General features: G+C 45.5%; 14 protein-coding genes, 1 tRNA gene and 1 pseudogene. 10 read left to right on the top strand and 6 right to left on the bottom strand.

What is annotated here, in order from left to right:
* The first annotated feature begins 35 nt into the window (after window positions 1-35).
* From LZG74_RS02170 to LZG74_RS02145, 6 genes and pseudogenes are all read left to right on the top strand, one after another.
* A pseudogene (locus LZG74_RS02170) lies at window positions 36-820 on the top strand (SDR family oxidoreductase).
* A 66-nt stretch (window positions 821-886) separates the two neighbouring features.
* Window positions 887-1,210: a nuclear transport factor 2 family protein gene (locus tag LZG74_RS02165; RefSeq protein WP_233795006.1), complete on the top strand. Its 324-nt coding sequence runs from the start codon at window positions 887-889 to the stop codon at window positions 1,208-1,210.
* A gap of 31 nt (window positions 1,211-1,241) precedes the next feature.
* Entirely contained in the window at window positions 1,242-2,141 is a 900-nt protein-coding gene (locus LZG74_RS02160; protein ID WP_233795005.1) for a hypothetical protein, read from the top strand.
* Window positions 2,142-2,319: 178 nt separating this feature from the next.
* A complete protein-coding gene (locus LZG74_RS02155; RefSeq protein WP_233795004.1) occupies window positions 2,320-3,225 on the top strand; it encodes an alpha/beta fold hydrolase in 906 nt (301 codons plus the stop codon).
* Between the two features lie 92 nt (window positions 3,226-3,317).
* A complete protein-coding gene (locus tag LZG74_RS02150) occupies window positions 3,318-3,821 on the top strand; it encodes a hypothetical protein (protein ID WP_233795003.1) in 504 nt (167 codons plus the stop codon).
* Entirely contained in the window at window positions 3,814-4,179 is a 366-nt protein-coding gene (locus LZG74_RS02145) for a helix-turn-helix domain-containing protein (protein ID WP_233795002.1), read from the top strand. Before LZG74_RS02150 ends, LZG74_RS02145 begins: the two co-directional genes overlap by 8 nt.
* Before the next feature lie 895 nt (window positions 4,180-5,074).
* Here LZG74_RS02145 and LZG74_RS02140 read toward each other — a convergent pair.
* The 4 genes from LZG74_RS02140 to LZG74_RS02125 all read right to left on the bottom strand — a co-directional run bounded on the left by LZG74_RS02140 (window position 5,075) and on the right by LZG74_RS02125 (window position 8,147).
* Entirely contained in the window at window positions 5,075-6,271 is a 1,197-nt protein-coding gene (locus tag LZG74_RS02140) for a site-specific integrase (protein ID WP_233795001.1), read from the bottom strand.
* Between the two features lie 274 nt (window positions 6,272-6,545).
* Window positions 6,546-6,619 (bottom strand) — tRNA-Arg (locus LZG74_RS02135).
* A gap of 90 nt (window positions 6,620-6,709) precedes the next feature.
* Complete coding sequence (locus LZG74_RS02130) at window positions 6,710-7,489, bottom strand: enoyl-CoA hydratase/isomerase family protein (RefSeq protein WP_233795000.1); 780 nt, start codon at window positions 7,487-7,489, stop codon at window positions 6,710-6,712.
* Between the two features lie 19 nt (window positions 7,490-7,508).
* On the bottom strand, window positions 7,509-8,147 hold the full coding sequence (locus LZG74_RS02125) for a hypothetical protein (protein ID WP_233794999.1): 639 nt from the start codon (window positions 8,145-8,147) through the stop codon (window positions 7,509-7,511).
* A 193-nt stretch (window positions 8,148-8,340) separates the two neighbouring features.
* On the opposite strand from LZG74_RS02125, the gene asnS reads away from it, so the two are divergent.
* A complete protein-coding gene (gene asnS / locus LZG74_RS02120) occupies window positions 8,341-9,777 on the top strand; it encodes an asparagine--tRNA ligase (RefSeq protein WP_233794998.1) in 1,437 nt (478 codons plus the stop codon).
* A gap of 151 nt (window positions 9,778-9,928) precedes the next feature.
* On the opposite strand, the gene LZG74_RS02115 is transcribed toward asnS, so the two are convergent.
* Both LZG74_RS02115 and LZG74_RS02110 read right to left on the bottom strand, forming a co-directional pair.
* Window positions 9,929-10,954 (bottom strand): T9SS type A sorting domain-containing protein, encoded by a 1,026-nt coding sequence (locus tag LZG74_RS02115; protein WP_233794997.1) that lies wholly within the window; start codon window positions 10,952-10,954, stop codon window positions 9,929-9,931.
* Window positions 10,955-11,072: 118 nt separating this feature from the next.
* The gene (locus LZG74_RS02110) at window positions 11,073-12,401 is read right to left on the bottom strand and encodes a hypothetical protein (protein WP_233794996.1); all 1,329 of its coding nucleotides are present in this window, start codon (window positions 12,399-12,401) and stop codon (window positions 11,073-11,075) included.
* A 359-nt stretch (window positions 12,402-12,760) separates the two neighbouring features.
* Here LZG74_RS02110 and LZG74_RS02105 point away from each other — a divergent pair, with 359 nt between their 5' ends.
* The 3 genes from LZG74_RS02105 to nuoL all read left to right on the top strand — a co-directional run bounded on the left by LZG74_RS02105 (window position 12,761) and on the right by nuoL (window position 17,228).
* Complete coding sequence (locus tag LZG74_RS02105) at window positions 12,761-13,897, top strand: T9SS type A sorting domain-containing protein (RefSeq protein WP_233794995.1); 1,137 nt, start codon at window positions 12,761-12,763, stop codon at window positions 13,895-13,897.
* 99 nt (window positions 13,898-13,996) lie between these two features.
* On the top strand, window positions 13,997-15,208 hold the full coding sequence (locus tag LZG74_RS02100; protein ID WP_233794994.1) for a serine hydrolase: 1,212 nt from the start codon (window positions 13,997-13,999) through the stop codon (window positions 15,206-15,208).
* Between the two features lie 61 nt (window positions 15,209-15,269).
* Window positions 15,270-17,228 carry an NADH-quinone oxidoreductase subunit L gene (gene nuoL, locus LZG74_RS02095; protein ID WP_233794993.1) on the top strand — a complete coding sequence of 653 codons (1,959 nt, stop codon included), beginning with the start codon at window positions 15,270-15,272 and terminating at the stop codon, window positions 17,226-17,228.
* The last annotated feature ends 16 nt before the right edge of the window (window positions 17,229-17,244 follow it).

Raw genomic sequence — 17,244 nt, 5'->3', positions numbered from 1 at the left:
GTGCTGAAATTTGTCCTAAACAAATCAACAAGGTCATGGACTTTAATTTTGAAGACGAAATAGCAGGTAAAGTTGCACTGGTAATCGGGGGCACGAAGGGGGCTGGCAAGGCCATCGCAGACCTCCTTTTGAAAGCCGGCGCAACAGTGATAATTACAGCCAGAAACAAGCCGGAAGAAGAAAATAACGGCACTCATTTCATACGGCAAATTTAAGCAAAGCGGACGGAACACAGAAAGTGGTTGAAGAAATTACAAACAAATTCGGTCGCCTGGACATTCTCATCAACAATATGGGAGGCTCAGAAACGCCCGGCGGGGTTTTGCGGTGCTTTCGGACGATGATTGGGAAACCTCATTTCAAACCAATCTGCTCGCTCCCGTGCGGCTGGATCGCGGCTTTTTGCCCGGAATGATCCAGCGGCGCGAGGGAGTAATTATTCACATTGCATCCATTCAGGCGAAATTGCCCTTACGATTCCACCCTCCCTTATGCGGCGGCGAAGGCAGCATTGGTTAATTATAGCAAAAGTCTATCGAATGAAGTGGCGCCGAAAGGCGTTCGCGTGCTCACCGTGTCACCGGGCTGGATTATGACCATTGCATCCAGCAGAATGATGGATCGCATTGCAGAAAGCTCCGGCGGCACAAAAGAAGAAGCCGAAAGCAGCGTCATGAACGCGCTTGGCGGGATTCCTTTTGGCAGAGCGGCCTGGCCGGAAGAAGTGGCCGAGCTGGTTGGCTTCCTGGTTTCACCCAGAGCGGCTTACCTCACCGGCACAGAATACGTGATTGACGGCGGCACAATACCGACGATATAGGCAGGCACTGACCAAAACAATTCTTGAATCAAAAACCATTTTAATCAAACTCAAACTTACGTAATCATGAAACTTCCAAACAACATTGAAGGCCTTATTCAGGCACAAAACAACCAGGACAGCACAACATTTGCTGAATATTTCACTGCAGACGCAACCGTGGCAGACGAAGGCTCGTCCTATTCTGGAAGAGACGAAATTAAGGTTTGGAATCGGCAGACGACTAAAAAGTATCAAATGCATTTAAAACCGATCGATTTCAATCAAACCGGCTCAAAAGGCGAGCTCACCGTGGAAGTAACTGGCACATTTCCCGGCAGTCCTGCCGTAATGCAATATCACCTGGAGTTGGATGGCACATTGATCAGCTCGTTAAAGATTACCGCGTAATAGTGATTTGTTATAAATATTAAATGTAAATATGATTGTAAAATCAGGATTGACATTGACAATCTTAATATTGTTAGTATGGTCATCCACAACAATAATCTTCGCCCAGAAGAAGGACTCACAGAGCAATTCTGACCCGTCCAAACGGATCAGAATTGCACCTGAAAGTGTTTTCAAAAGTTTTCGCGAGGCGGGCATGAAGCCTGTTAATCACAAACTAACACCAGCTGAAAATAAAAAAGTGAGCAATGCTTTTGCCCTTTTGCCACCATTACATCAGCGGATTTTAAAACAGCATTTACAAAGCATCAGCTTCATGGATAACATGCCGAACACGGCATTGACTTCACCGGTTGATATGGGCGGCGCGACAAAAATGTTCAACATTACTTTTCGGGCAAGCTTGCTGGACGAAAACATTTCTGAGTGGGCGACATGGAAAGAAAGAACTTGTTTTAAGCAGGAAACTGATTCTAATTATAACGTGCGCGTTGACGGAGGGAAAATGGATGCCATTATTTATGTGCTGATGCATGAAGCCACGCACATTGTCGATGCGGTAATGGACATTAACCCGCATCCAGCAGAAGCAAATGCAGTCGTCGACCCGACGACATTTACAAAAAATGTTTGGCGCTTAATGAATGTGCCTGCGGATCCATACATTGATTCGCTGCTAGAACAAACGCGTTTCCGAAGCGGAAAGCCGGTGCCGATCAGTCTGGCACCGGAAGTTTATGCTAAGCTAGCGAAAACGCCATTTCCTTCTTTATATGGAATGGCGGCATGGTTTGAGGATATCGCCGAGCTTGCAACCATTTATCACCTTACTGCCAAACTGAATCAGCCATTTTATATAGTGGTCACCAAAGACAATGTTGAGCTGGCCAGGTTCGAGCCGATGAAAAATGTGCTGGTTAAGCCGAGATAGAAGCAACTTTCGATCTTCTACACGAAATAATTTCTCAGGTCGGGAAAAATGTACAAGCCGCATTGACTTTTATCCATTCTTCTGCGCTGCTTTCCGTGCCAACTTTGCAATGTCAAAACACAACGACAATCAGCTAGCTGTTAGCTGATTACTCAAAAAATCTAAACTTACTACGCTAATGAAAACCATTGCACTGACCATCGGATTGATCTTCACACTTATCCAAAGCCAACTCCTATTTGCACAAACGCGCAAACCGGCATCCGCAGGAAGAGAAGAATACATTGAAGTTGAAAAAAATGTAAAACTGCACGTTATTGACCTTGGCGAAGGTCAGCCCGTTGTCCTCATTCACGGATGGCCGCTGAACAATGAAATGTATGAATATCAATACCAATATCTGGTTGAAAAGGGATTCAGGGTTATAGGCATCTCGCTTCGCGGTTTCGGAAAATCGGACAGGCCTTACGGAAAATATGATTTTGACACTTTCTCAGACGACATTAAAGTGGTTTTGGAAAAACTGAAAATTGAGAATGCAACGCTAGGTGGCTTTTCAATGGGCAGTGCCGTGGTGCTTCACTACGTGACTAAATACAATGGGGCGCATATCAGTAAACTGGCCGTCTTCGGTGCAACCGGCCCATCATGGAAACAACGCGATGGCTATCCTTACGGCATCACCGACCAGGGCGCAGCTGATCTGATAAAACAGACGAAAACGAACCGGGAACAATTAGTAGCAGGTTTCGGGAAAGCATTTCAGGGACAAGAAGGCGGACTTTCACCAGAATCGATCAAATGGCTGGAAAACATTAACCTGAATGCTTCACCTTATGCTACGACACAAGCAATCTCAGCATTGCGAGATCTGGATCTGCGTCCTGAGTTGGCGAAAATCAAAATGCCTGTCGCAATATTCCACGGCGTAAATGATAAGTTATGTGACTTTTCGCAGGCTGAACAGTTGAACAAAGCGATTAAGGGTTCATATATCGTCAAATTTGAGAAAGGCGGACACGGGTTATTCATTGAAGAAATGGATAAATTTAACTCCGAGCTCGAAAAATTTGCAAGAAAGTAATTACCCTATCGTCCCTGTGCAGCGGCTAACGCTTCACAGGGACTTTTCCCGATTTAAACCAAAGATATTACCAACATTCAGCGTATATAGCCATGAGTACGACGGTTTTCAACAATAATTTAAAGACATTGGGATTACTGCATGTAAGTCAAGCGCAAACCGACGCCATCAATGGACCCGATTACAAGCAATACATCAAGATCCTTTACTTACCCGCAGGCTACAAGCTCAGAGTGGATTTTGCCTGTTACGACACACAGCAACCAACCCTCTTCTTTATCAGTCCAAATCAATATCTGGAACTGGAAAAAGCGGGCGAAGAAAGCGGTTACTTTATATTTTACAACCGTGATTTTTATTGTATTCAAATTCACGATCAGGAAGTTGCGTGCGATGGGCTGCTTTTTAACAACATTCGCAATATGCCCAAAGTAGAGGCTTCGGAAGAAGAAATTGCTTTTTTGGGAGGCTTATTTAAAGAAATGATTCAGGAGTTTCAGCTTAAAGACAGCTCGCTGGAAGAAATGGTGAGGACTTACCTCAAACAACTTTTGATACGCGCTACACGCTCCCTGGAAAAGGCAGCATTTGGATAATTCAGTAACGGAGCAACAGAGCGATCTGGAATTTTTCCGCAAGTTTACGCGGTTGGTAGAAGAGCATTATAAATCAAAACACACCGTCGCCGATTACGCGGACTTTTTATGTATGGCGCCGAAAACGATTACCCATAAGTTTAACCGTCTTCGGCTGCCACAACCCAACGAAGTGATCAAAAACCGGATTGTTTTAGAAGCAAAACGATTGCTCGTTCACACATCGCTTACGGCAAAAGAAATCGCCTACGACCTTGGTTATAATGACCCGGCTTATTTCAGCAGGCTGTTTCAAACTAAAACGGGTGAGTCTCCGTCGGGCTTCCGAGCGAGCTTTTTGGGGCAGGGCATTTTGTAATTTACATAACAATGCCCGTAAATTATCCGGAAACTGCCCGCCGGATTTATTCAGCCTCCGAGAGAAAATTCGCGTCCTGCGTACACTCCCTGACAGACTCCGCCACTACAAGCAAACCCTTCTAGAAGTCAATTCAAATTTTTAAACAAAGACAAACAAATTCAAATTTTTTCGAGAATCACGGTGATTTTTCCACAGCCAGCTATCGCCGGTACGTCGCAAAAAGCGACTCCCCGGCGGCTGGCCATGGGAAAACCCCTGGACCCCTGCTATTCGCCTTGCGGCTCATAGCTTATTTTGGAAGACATAGGGAAACAAAAGGAATAGCAGACCATACGCTGGTGATTCAATGGTTGCAGTGTTAAACATCACTATGGGATCACCTGCATAGTTTACCGAACGAAATGTACTTTTAACGAAAGCGTTGGGCAAACAGTATAGCGCGAAAAGGATTACCGAGCGTTGGGCTGACGATCATTTTCTCTTCATCAGCAGAAGTCTCAAATGAATAGAATGAATGTGGGTGACCGCTAACCTTGGCAACACTCATCAAGCTAGTATTGATGTTCAGCAGGGAAACGACAAGTCGCATGTAGATGCATTGTTGTCTCCCGTTAAGGATGGCAAAACCATGCCGCACCAGCCGAAAAAACCGAAACGGAAAAAGCAGAAGGGTTTTCTATTGGGTTGTAAGAAATAAGTACGCTTGCAACCCAGCGCAACGAAAGCTACAAAGCAAAAAGCGACGACTGCAAATCCGTCGACTATTTACCGCGGCTAGGCGCCCCCGGCTCTCGCCGCTCCTTAAACCGCCTCATGGATTTGCAGCCAAGGGGTAAACCCCCGTCACTTTCTGCTTTGAATGAATTGCTTATGCCCTGACTTCCAAGGAAAATTAATGTGATAATTTCTCCCTAAGGGACCTCATATCCTCACTAATCTTTCGATCCACGATCTTGGCGTAAATCTGAGTCGTCCGAATATTCGAATGCCCCAGCATCTTTGACACGCTCTCCATCGGAACTCCATTTGAGAGCGTAACCGTAGTCGCAAATGTGTGCCGGGCAATGTGAAACGAGATATTCCGGTCAATCCCACAAACCGCAGCGATTTCTTTCAAATAAGCATTCATTTTTTGATTGCTCGATACAGGGAGTAGCTTGCCACTAATCTCGCATTGCGGTTCATCCTCGTATTTGGCGATAATCTGCAAAGGCACGGGCAAGAGTAATACTCTGGACTGAGAATCTGTTTTTTGCCGGTTGATGATCAGCCATTGCTCGCCATCCTGCCCGATCGTAATTTCCGAACGGGTGAGTTTCTGCACATCCACATACGACAATCCGGTGTAGCAGCTAAAAAGAAAAATATCCCGCACTTGTGAGAGCCTGGCAGATGGGAATATTTTATTGGCTATCACTTTAAGTTCCTTTTCTGTGAGGGCTGCACGGTTCGTTTCCTTCTTATGCACCTTGTACCCAAAGAATGGATCTCTGGGCAACGATCCCGTTTTGATCAGGCCGAGAACAATTTTCTTGCAGTATCCCAGATAGCGCATGGTGGTGTTATGCCCGCACTTCTTTTGGGTTTTAAGCCAGAATTCAAAGTCAGTGATGAATTCGTAATTCAGTTTTTCAATCTCAATGTCCTCTGACTTGAATTTCCATTTGATATATTCCTTGGTGTGCTGGTACGAAGTATTGTACCGCAAGATAGTACCATGCGCATAGTCGGTGCCTTTCAATTCGACAAGCCGGGCGTTATGCTTTGCGAACTGTTCGAGAAACATGATCTTCTTTTCAGCAACTCCCGTGACCGATGCTTTCAAGGCTTCAATCGTAATTTCGTTACCTGTGGCCATTAATTGCCGGTGCGCCTCATAAACTTTTGCCTGGAAGGTATCAAGGTAGGCATTGAGCAACCTTGTGTCTTCCCGCGTTCCGTTCTTCCTGCCAGCAGCTGCATTCCACTTTTCCGGCTCGCATTCCCGCTTTGTAGCCAGCTCAAATCTTTCACTTCCAATCGAAACCCGAATGTAAATGGGCAGCGAGCCGGATACGAAGTTGCTTCTTTTCTTAAGATAAAAAAGCATCGAAAACCTGTTTGTCAACATAGCAATCTGTTTTAATGGTTGATAAAACTACGATTGCAACCACCCAAAAATCAAGATGTTTACGCCGTAAACAGGTATGATACAGTCATTTACGACGATTCTGGTGAGCACTTTTTCTGTCCCTTTTGCTTGCTCACCAAATGCTCACCAAAACACTGCGAAAACCTGTATTTTTTGGTGTTTTTTGACAAAAAAAAAGGCCCGTAAATCATTGATTTACAGGCCTTTTGATGCTTTTTAGTATTGAACTAAGTGGTCACGTAGGGATTCGAACCCCAAACCTCCTGATCCGTAGTCAGGTGCTCTATCCAATTGAGCTACGCAACCAATTCCTTAATTGGAGTGCAAAGATAGGAAATGGAGGCGCTTGGAGCAATAGTAGATTGCAAAAAATGCTGAAAAAAATTTTGCAGAATTTTATTTACCCTGAAAATCAGGCTTTTTCTTTTGCAAAAATGAAGAAATTCCTTCCTGGGCATCGTGGGTTTTGAATAATCCTTCCTGGTTTTCGAGCTCGTGTTGCTGCATTTGAGCCAGATTGGAATGAAAAGATTCGTTCATGACGAGCTTCATGGCGCCGATGGCTTGCGTGGGTGCATTGCGGTAGTAAGCAGCGGTCCTCTCGATTTCTGCGTCAAGCTCGTCTGCCGGCACGCATCTGCTGATGAGGCCGATGCTGGCGGCTTCCGGGGCGTAGACTTTTCTGCCGGTGGATGCGATGTCGAAAGCGCGTGCGGCGCCGACCAATCGAGGCAGGAAGAATGTGGCGCCGGCGTCGGGTATGAGGCCGATTTGCACAAATAATAAGCTTAAATAAGTGTCTTCACGCGCGATGACGACGTCGCAGGCCAGCGCGAGCGAGCACCCCGCTCCTACTGCCAGACCGTTGAGTCTGCAAATCACGGGCTTTGGAATGTTGCGGATGGCCTGGATCATAGGGTTGTAATATTCCCGCAAAATCTCATCGGCACCCTGCCCTGAGCCTGCGGTTTCTTTCAAATCTGCGCCGGAACAAAATGCCTTGTCGCCCTCGCCGGTGATGATGATGACGCGAACGGATTCATCGCTTTCGGCTGCTTTAACGGCAATGGTAATTTCGTTGATCAATGCAGGGCTTAATGCATGGTAAACCTGCGGCCGGTTCAGCGTGATCCTGGCGATGCCATGTGCGTTTTCGAAAATAATGTGCTGGTACATGGCTGTGAAGTGTTTTTTGTCAAAAGAAAAAATAGACGGTGAGGCTACTCACAAAAACACCGCAAATAACGCCGACCAGAATCTGAGCGGGTGTGTGTGCATTCAAATGCAGCCTCGCACTGAGCAGCCAGCCGGCGATCAGGACTGTGCATATCAGTGGAATAAGCAGTTGCGCTTCGTCGTGGCGGATGAGCAGGCCGGTAAGCATGCCCAGGGAACCGCCTATGCCGGTTGCGTGGGCGCTGATTTTCCAAAACAGACTAACAACAGTAACAATAAGCAACGAAATCGTGGCCGCACCAAGAATGATCGCAATTTGCGGGGCGAGTTCGGCGATGGGTTGCAATTTCCAGCCGAAAAGATAAGTGGCAATGCCATAGATAATGATGCAGGCCAGATACGGCAGCCTGCGCTCTGCGAGGTCATCGACGTGCATGGTGCTGATAATGCCCATTTTTTGGAAATAATAAACGACCAATGCAGGCGCAATGAAGGTGTTCAGGAACAAAAGCAACAGCAAGCTACCCAATGCCGGCAGCTCAAAAGCACTCACGCCGACCAGATCAGGGGTAATGATAAACAAGAGGGCGAACAAATAAGTAGTGAGGATCAGCGGGTGAAATACTACAGATAATATGAGTGCGATTCGATTATTCAAGGCAGAGTGTCTTTAATCCGGATGTAACTGACAAAATTACGCTGAAAACCAGTCTGCACAAGAGTCAGTTCCCGCAGAAAAGTAAGTTAGGCGCGCGGAATAGGTTTTCGTAGGGTAATTTGTAATTTTGCGCCTCATTCGGAAAGCCGGATTCACAAGCATTCAGTAAATATAAGATTGAACCAAAAAGAAAATGGGACCGCTGCAGATTAAAGACATTTTACAGACTTCTCCTGAAAACCAGTCCGTTACAGTAAAAGGATGGGTCAGGACAAAACGTGAGAGCAAAAACGCGATTTTCATTGCGTTGAATGACGGTTCCACCATTCATAATATTCAGGCCGTGGCTGAGCCCGGCCAGTTTTCTGCTGAACTGCTGAGCACGGTTACCACCGGTTCTTGCCTTAAAATCACTGGTCAACTTGTTGAATCACAAGGTTCTGGTCAGGCTGTCGAGGTGAAGATCGACGACATTCTGGTTTACGGGACGGCTGATCCGGAGTCTTTTCCATTGCAGCCTAAAAAGCATTCACTCGAATTTTTACGCGAAATAGCGCATTTGCGCCCTCGTACCAACACTTTCAGCGCAATCCTGCGCATTCGCCATGCATTGGCTTTTGCGGTGCATCAGTATTTCAATGATGGTGGATTTTTCTATCTGCACACGCCCGTTATTACGGCTTCGGATGCGGAAGGTGCAGGTGAAATGTTCCGGGTTACGACATTGGATCTCAATAAGTTGCCAAGAACCGAAGAAGGAGCAATCAATTTTAAGGAGGATTTCTTCGGAAGAGAGGCCAACCTGACGGTTTCGGGCCAGCTTGAAGGCGAGCTGGGTGCGATGGCGCTTTCCAAAATTTATACATTCGGGCCAACATTCCGTGCTGAGAATTCCAATACGACTCGCCATTTGGCCGAATTTTGGATGATTGAGCCTGAAATGGCGTTTTTCGAGCTGGAAGATAATATGAACCTGGCGGAGGATTTCGTAAAAAAAGTGATCACTTATGCATTGATCCATTGCAAGGACGATCTGAATTTCTTGCAAAACAGGCTTGCAGAAGAAGATAAGAACAAGCCGCAAAACGAGCGCTCGATCCCGCTGCTTGAAAAACTAAGTTTCGTGGTGGATAATCCTTTCGAGCGCCTTACTTACACAGAGGCCATTGAGATTTTATTAAAATCAAAACCACATAAAGAAAAAAAATTCCAATATCCAGTCGGCTGGGGAATCGACCTTTCCAGCGAGCACGAGCGTTATTTGGTGGAAAAACACTTCAAAAAACCCGTTATTCTTACCAACTATCCGAAGGAAATCAAGTCGTTCTACATGAAACTGGACGAGGATGGAAAAACGGTGCGTGCGATGGACGTTTTATTCCCGGGCATCGGCGAAATCATCGGCGGAAGTCAGCGTGAAGAGGATTACGATAAACTGCTGGGTCGCGTGAAAGAAGTGGGCATTGATCCTGAAAACCTGTGGTGGTATCTCGAAACACGTAAATTCGGAACCGCACCGCACTCCGGTTTCGGACTTGGATTCGAGCGTCTGGTGCTGTTTGTGACGGGCATGAGCAACATTAGGGATGTGATCCCATTCCCGCGTTACCCGAAGAGCGCAGAGTTTTAATAATATTTTGAAGGTTTTTGGTAATCTATCCTATAAAGACGATGAAAGTAAGGAGGGGGTAAGATCAGATAACTATTCGGCCAAACTCAATTTTGTAGCTAACGCTATTGAGTTTGGCCGATGTTCGAGGATAGGTTACTGTTTAAAATTATTAATTAACCACGATTTTATAGGTGGTTTCCGACCCATTCGTGTTTGTCAATTGTACCACATAAACTCCCTTCGGCATACCCTTCACATTCACTTTTGACGAGGGCTTACCAGCTGAACGATAAACTTCTTTTCCATCAGAACCGACAATCTTCACTTTCGAAATCTTGCTCCAATCAGCAGCTTGAATTGTCAATTCCTCCGAAACAGGATTAGGGTACGTGTAGGTAGCAACACCCTCAAACTTAACATTACGAATCCGGCTATAAGCGCTTGTTCCATCTTTGTCAATCATATGCAAACGATAAAAGTTATCACCCTCTAGTGGATCATTATCAACCGCAGCATAGTCGACCTGCGCTTTACTTTCACCCGTTGCAGCCACTGTCTGAATTGTTTTCCATTCTTTTCCATCAAAACTACGCTGCACATCGAAGCGGTCGCTGTTGGTTTCTTCGGTTGTGGCCCAGGTCAATGATGCAGTTTTCCCTTCGCTTGAAGCATTGAATTCTTTTAGCGTTACCGGGAGGTTTACCTCGACAGGTGTGGTTGTTGTGCTATTGTCATTACCAGTGTCGTTTCCCGGAGTTTGGCCTGGATCTGCAAAACCAAGGTTTGCCACTATAATCCCGTTACCGACCTTATTTCCAGTAAACCGAATATGAAAACTAATACAAGTTGCATTTTCAAGGGTAGGGTTGTACAGTAAACGAACCGAATGGCTGCCCGGAATATTCTCCAGTGAGAGGATTGTAAAATCGCTTACGGGAGTTCCATCAGTATTTACGACCTCAGTAATTGTTAGATTCTCTGAAAAGCTTATTAGTGGTCGTATTCTATTAGCAGGAGCAGTTATCGGATCCGGATCATCATTGCATATCGTCACGTCAATTGCGCCTGTCTCGTAGTTGAGAATTGATGATTGTAAAGGCGTAATATTTATGCCGATATCCTGTGCATGTGCAAAATTGAAAATGCAGGTGCAAGAGGCTATTAGACTACCAAGTAAAAGTGTTTTGATTTTCATTGTTCATTTTGAATTAAAGGATAGACCTAAAAATTGAATATTACTACATTGACCTACACATTAACCCATTGTTATTCAATGAATTAACATATGAAGTGGATCTTTTTATAGACAGGCCTTAATTTGTGGAAATAGAGGTTACTACCGCGTTGTTGCGCGAATCTTTATCACCACCTGTCTTACCAATAAGTGTTGCTTTTATGTTCTGGCCAGTACCGGGTGTGACTTCTTCATTTGGCTTTATCTTGAAACCAACAACCGCTTTTCCTTTTGCAGGAATGGGTGTTGTGGAAGACGCGGTGATATAACTGGCACTTTCTGAAAATGTCCAGTTACTATTTTGGTTAGGTGTACCTCCTTGAAATACATCAGAGACACCACTCACAGTTGGATAAGTTATTTTAAATCCTCCAACTTTGTTTATACGAAATGTGACAGTTCCAGAAGTAGGTACGCCACTGTTTTCAAAAAGGTTAACCACAAAATCCTTGCTTGCCTCAGTAACAACTATTGCATTGATATCCAGAGAAGGACTCAGGTCGGGGCAATCGCTTATTTGAACGGTAACCAATGAGGTAGAGAGGTCCGTATTAAAGCACGAATTGTGCTTATCATACCAAAAAGCAAAATACTGCCCATCCCCCGCAGCAGCAATATGCGCATCAGTTAAATTTAGAGGTTCGCTATGATACTGGGATTGCTGCCAAACCACAACACATGACGGACATGGCGGAGTACCAGCAACAACAAAATCATTCAGATTGACAGTGGCCTGAGGACACTTATTCGTTCCCTTATTAATGGGTTGTATTAACGCTACTTGGGATAAACCGGCGTCACATGCGTTAATTGCACTTTGTCCGATATCCAGGCCCAGGTAACCCGTCAGTTGTCCGCCTTCTCCCGAAAAGGCTACGACTGCACTGGTTCCTGTTGCTGTAAACTCCAGAACCTGGGGAATCCAAGTGCTGACATTACTAAATCCTGGCCCACCGCCTGGTTGAAACTTGGTTACGTTTATTCCCGAACCTCCAGAGACAAGACCTAGCTTCGCTTGCGTACCAAAGCCTAGATTGCCGACTCTTAATGAGATCACATTGTAGTGTATTTTATACTTCCGCCCGGGTGTCAGATTACTGATTGTTGTTTGAGCCACCGCGGTGCCCAAGTAGTTAGCCATAATTGTAAGAAACCCATTTGCCAAAGGGTCAAGACAAGCATCAAAAGTTGGTGGAGGTAAGATAGCGGGATTCCAGGTAGTGCCTGCCGAAGTGTTTCCCCCCAAGTACTTGATATTAGAAATGCTAGGTTGGTATGCTGATATTGTCCATCCGGAAGGAACGCAGTTTGCGCAGGGATCCCCATGAGAATCCTGTAGAAGCTGGGCATTGGAATCTCCTAATGCAAGAAGATAAATAGCGATAGCTGATAGAAAAATCTTTTTCATAATATTATAGTGTTTAAATGTTCATAAGCATCTTAAAAATTGTTTGTGTTCATTGTTTCAGCTAGGTCCGAGCAATCCGGATTACGGGTTGTAATTTGGAGTGGCGAATTAGACTTTGGATGATGTAATGAATGAAGGGTTAGTCTGAGTGAACCAACGGTATTCCTATTATATTTACTTGTCTTTCAGCGTCGAAAGCAATTTGTTCTTGATTATTGGGGAGGTATTTGCAGTAATTGCAACTACAATTTTTTGACAGGCTTTTAAATTCACATCGAAAAAATCTCTGCCCCCGCGTGACCTTTTCAAGATTTACCGTATCAATAAAGTAAATACTGTAAATCTTAAATTTCACGCACTTGAAAACGGACTTCAATTCTTTTCGAAACAGCATCATTTTGACCTGGTCAATGATGCTGTTTTTTGTTTCAAACGGCTCTGCCCAGGAAGCATTCAAAATCAAATGGTCGATGGATAATACCCAGAGCGGCGTTTCCAACCATGCCAACTTCGTGCCTATTGATGCCGTGCTGGCGGGTGGCGGGAACACCAATGCGCTCAATGGCGGTTACGGGCTTGGCGGCGCGATGGTAGCGGCTTATGTAGTGCGGCCCTGGCCTAATTCCTTCTCGGCTGGCCGCTATATGGAGTTTGCATTTATTGCCAAATCATTTAAATACAATATTAACAGCATTTCCCTGAGGTTAAGGCGCTCGCCCGACGGTCCAAAACAATTCAAGATTCGAACGAGCATGGATGGCTTCTCCTCCGACCTTACGGCGTCTACATTGGTTAATCCGAGCCAATTCTACACATTTACGGTCCCAGCGGGGTTTAATAACCTTTCGGAGAACATATTTACCTTCCGCGTTTACAGTTACGGCCCAACGAGCATTTACGGCACATTATGGTTCGATGAGATCATTGTGAACGGAGATGTGCTGGCAATTATCCTGCCGGTTTATCTCACATTTTTTAGAGCAACCGTAAAAGAAGGCAAAGCGCTACTTTCCTGGGAAACAACCCGGGAAAAGAACAGCAAGGAATTCCGCATCGAGCGCAGCAACGACTTTAACACATTCACAGAAATCGCACGGCTGGCTGCAAGTGGCGAGACGCAGGGCAGGACGCGTTACGAATTTTTGGATGAAATGCCTGCCGCCGGAACCAACTATTACAGGCTTTGCATGACGGACACGGATGGCAGCATTGTGTTTTCGGCTCAGGCGGATGTTAATGTTCAATCAGAAACCGCCTCCTTTTATGTTGCTCCTAACCCGGCCTCTGCTTTGAAAATCTGCGTTTTTGGGCAAAACATAGATCCGGAATCATTAGAACTCACCAGTTTCGCTGGTTTACGTATAGTCACCAAACATGAATTTAATACGCCGGGATCCGTTGATTTAATTCCGGCTCAGGCACTTTCGCCGGGTTTGTATTTATTATGTTATCAAAAAAATGGCATTAAAGAACATGCGAAAGTATTAGTTCCGTAAAATATTGTGCGCTTAATTTGTGTTGCTTAAGTATAAAAATTGCCTGCGATTCATCGTTAGGAAAGCGACGTTCTGATGAAAATAAATGGCTTGAAGCCTATGTTGAAAAAAGTGCAGCCGAAAGTGTGGTGGGCGGCATTAGCTGTCCTGGTTATCCTCGTCATTTCTTGGGGATTGGTGCGGAAAAAGAAGTCGGGACCGGAAGAAATTTTGGTCGATGGCAAGATGGTCTCCAAACTGGACCCTGTTCCTGTAAAAAATCCGGATGCAGCCACGGCGGCAAAAATTGCCAAAATTGAAGATATTTTCAGGCGTAAAAAAAGGGCTGGATTCAATGGTAATGTGCTCATTGTTCAGAAAGGGAAAGTGCTTTATCAGGATTCCTTTGGTTTTGCCCATCTAAAAAAGAAGGATACATTGACCAGCGATTCGAGGTTTCAGCTTGCCTCGCTTTCGAAGCCATTTACGGCCATTGCCGTCCTTAAACTTGTGCAGGAAGGACGTGTTAGCCTGGATGATTCGGTGCAGCGGTTTTTTCCTGATTTCCCTTATCACGGCGTGAAAGTGGATATGCTTCTAAGCCACCGCAGCGGACTTCCCAATTACATTTATTCTTTTGATGATAGCGTGCGCCATGGCAAAAAGTATCCTGATAATCTGGATATTATGGACTGGTATGCCAAAGTCGTCCCTACTCCTACGCCTTACAACCGCCCGGGAAGATCATTTAATTATTGCAACACAAATTACTGCGTGCTGGCCGCCATTGTTGAAAAAGTATCAGGCGAAAATTTCGGCACTTATCTGTACGACCAGATTTTTGCGCCCCTCGGCATGATGAACACATTCCTGGTAACCGACACCTCCAGTGCGGCTGTGCAATTCAGGACGGATGGACACCAGTTCGGGCGCAAACTGGAAAAGGATTATTACGACGATGTGGTCGGGGATAAAGGGCTGTATTCCACAACGGGTGACATTTATAGATTTTATAATGGGCTGACCCAAGGCTTATTATTAGACAAAAAACTCCTTGACGAAGCATTCAAACCTCGCAGTTTCGAGCGCGCCGGCATCCGGAATTATGGTTATGGCTTCCGTATGCATACGAAAGAGGACAACACACCGCGCTTCATTTACCATGGCGGCTGGTGGAAAGGTTATAACACCATGCTGTGGGTTTGCCCGGAAGACGAGGCGGTGATTATTGTGCTTGGTAACTCCTACAACCGCTCCACTTACGACCTCAAAGAACTGCTCGAAGTGATCCACGGACCAGGCAAAGTTGAGGAGATTGAGAAAGACATCTAGCATTGTTTGAATTCGGCCGCGAATTCAGGATATTTGCCGAAACAAACGAATTCCCGCATCTATGCCCGATTCTGCATACTTTTTACCTGCTTGTCTGCTGTTGGGATTGCCATTTTTGGGTTTTCTTTTGCTCTGGCTAGCTGGAAAAAGTTTTAATAAAGCAGCAGGTTTCGCGGGAGCATGCATAACCGCTGCCGGACTGATAATCAGTTTTTTATACGCAGATCCGCAATCATTACACGTCGTCAGTTTTCACTGGCTCACAATTGGCAGCACTTCCATTGACATTCCATTCCGTTTTGATGCATTAACCTGCATAATGCTCGTGATCGTGCACTTTGTCGCATTGCTTGTGCAGCTATATTCCACGGCTTACCTCCACGGTGACAATAATTTACATCGCTATTTCGCATTCATTCAGCTCTTTCTGTTTTCCATGATCGGCATTGTGCTTTCGGGCAGTTTGCTGGTGATGTACATTTTCTGGGAATTGGTGGGGCTTTCTTCTTATCTGCTCATTGGTTTTTGGTATTTCAAACCCAGGGCCGTTTGGGCTGCGCAAAAGGCGTTTGTGCTCAACCGGATCGGTGACGCAGCATTCCTGACGGGCATTTTAATGCTGTTTTACTATATTGGTTCTACCGACTTTGAGGTGCTCTCCCTGAAAATTGACTCGCTAAACCCTGGAATCCTGACCGCCATCGGCCTTTGCCTTTTCGGCGGCTGCATGGGAAAATCGGCGCAATTTCCGCTTTCGGGCTGGCTACCGGATGCAATGGAAGGTCCTACGCCTGTTTCCGCTCTTATCCACGCGGCCACAATGGTTGCTGCGGGGATTTTTTTATTGGCAAGAATTTCTTTCCTGCTCACATTCGATGCAAAGCTGGTTATCACGATCATTGGCACCATAACCATGCTTATCGGGGCTGTTAAGGCCACTCAGGTTTGGGATATCAAGCGCGTTTTGGCTTATTCCACGATGTCACAACTTGGATTAATGGTCATTGCAGTGGGTTTCGGGAGCTGGCAAACTGCCCTGTTCCATCTGGCCACGCATGCATTTTTCAAAGCTGGATTATTCCTTTCAGCCGGTTCAGTCATTCACGCCGTAACACCGGCCGACCTTGGTTCTGATTTTGATTTGCAGGATATGCGCACAATGGGCGGCTTGAGCAAAGCATTACCGGTTACATTCATTTGTTTTTCGGTATGTGCCGCAGCATTGGCCGGTTTGCCGTTTTTTTCAGGTTTTTTATCCAAAGACGCGATCATTACCGAAGGTTTTTTGTGGGCAGGAGAATTGGGCGCACTGTTTTATATTTTCCCCATTGTTGTGATCCTTTCCGCGGGCCTGACAGCATATTATATGACAAGGCAGATCTGGCTGGTGTTTTTTGGTCAAAACAGATTTGATGCCATACGCATTCACCCGCATGAATCGCCAGCCATTATGTGGCTTCCGATGGCGGTTTTGGCAATTCTATCCGTTTTCATCTGGTTCTCCTGGAATCCTTTTGACGCGGCTGGCTGGTTTTTATCATTCATAGGACAACACTCAGAAGCGCATTTAGTCTGGGTTCCGATTGTGGCCAGTTTGACAACTTTCGTTTCCATTTTCTTGGCTTACAGAGAAATTAAATCAGAAAACCCATTCAGTATCAATACGGTAAATGCTGTTAATGCTCCGAATGCGCTGCAAAAACTAGTTTGGCTAAGGGACTATTCCAACACCCAATATTTCATCATTCCGTTTGCATTCATTACCAAATATTTGAAAATATTCGAAAAGCGCGTCATCGACTCGTTTGTTGACCGGCTCGCCAAAGTAAGCGTTGTCCTGGGTCACCTCATCGGCTGGTTCGATCGGTTTTTTGTGGATGGCGGGGTGAATCTGCTGGTCTTTTCGATTAAATCCGGCGGGCAGGCAGTCCGTAATTTACAAAATGGCAAGATCCAGTCTTATTTCATTGTGACTGCCATGGGCGTGTTTTTATTGATATTGTGGCTGGTAATCCTGTAAAGCAACGCACCGGCCA

Origin of the sequence: Dyadobacter sp. CY327 (genome assembly GCF_021390415.1) — a bacterium.
Classification (GTDB): domain Bacteria; phylum Bacteroidota; class Bacteroidia; order Cytophagales; family Spirosomataceae; genus Dyadobacter; species Dyadobacter chenhuakuii.
The sequence above is the reverse complement of the archived record's forward strand: the minus strand, read 5'-3'. Positions and strand labels throughout refer to the sequence as shown.

Excerpts from the sequence above, each read along its gene's own strand:
- LZG74_RS02150 (WP_233795003.1), top strand. The coding sequence starts at position 3,318 with ATGAGTACGACGGTTTTCAACAATAATTTAAAGACATTGGGATTACTG.
- LZG74_RS02155 (WP_233795004.1), top strand. The coding sequence starts at position 2,320 with ATGAAAACCATTGCACTGACCATCGGATTGATCTTCACACTTATCCAA.
- LZG74_RS02140 (WP_233795001.1), bottom strand. The coding sequence starts at position 6,271 with ATGCTTTTTTATCTTAAGAAAAGAAGCAACTTCGTATCCGGCTCGCTG.
- LZG74_RS02100 (WP_233794994.1), top strand. The coding sequence starts at position 13,997 with ATGTTGAAAAAAGTGCAGCCGAAAGTGTGGTGGGCGGCATTAGCTGTC.
- LZG74_RS02110 (WP_233794996.1), bottom strand. The coding sequence starts at position 12,401 with ATGAAAAAGATTTTTCTATCAGCTATCGCTATTTATCTTCTTGCATTA.
- nuoL (WP_233794993.1), top strand. The coding sequence starts at position 15,270 with ATGCCCGATTCTGCATACTTTTTACCTGCTTGTCTGCTGTTGGGATTG.
- asnS (WP_233794998.1), top strand. The coding sequence starts at position 8,341 with ATGGGACCGCTGCAGATTAAAGACATTTTACAGACTTCTCCTGAAAAC.
- LZG74_RS02160 (WP_233795005.1), top strand. The coding sequence starts at position 1,242 with ATGATTGTAAAATCAGGATTGACATTGACAATCTTAATATTGTTAGTA.
- LZG74_RS02130 (WP_233795000.1), bottom strand. The coding sequence starts at position 7,489 with ATGTACCAGCACATTATTTTCGAAAACGCACATGGCATCGCCAGGATC.
- LZG74_RS02165 (WP_233795006.1), top strand. The coding sequence starts at position 887 with ATGAAACTTCCAAACAACATTGAAGGCCTTATTCAGGCACAAAACAAC.
- LZG74_RS02115 (WP_233794997.1), bottom strand. The coding sequence starts at position 10,954 with ATGAAAATCAAAACACTTTTACTTGGTAGTCTAATAGCCTCTTGCACC.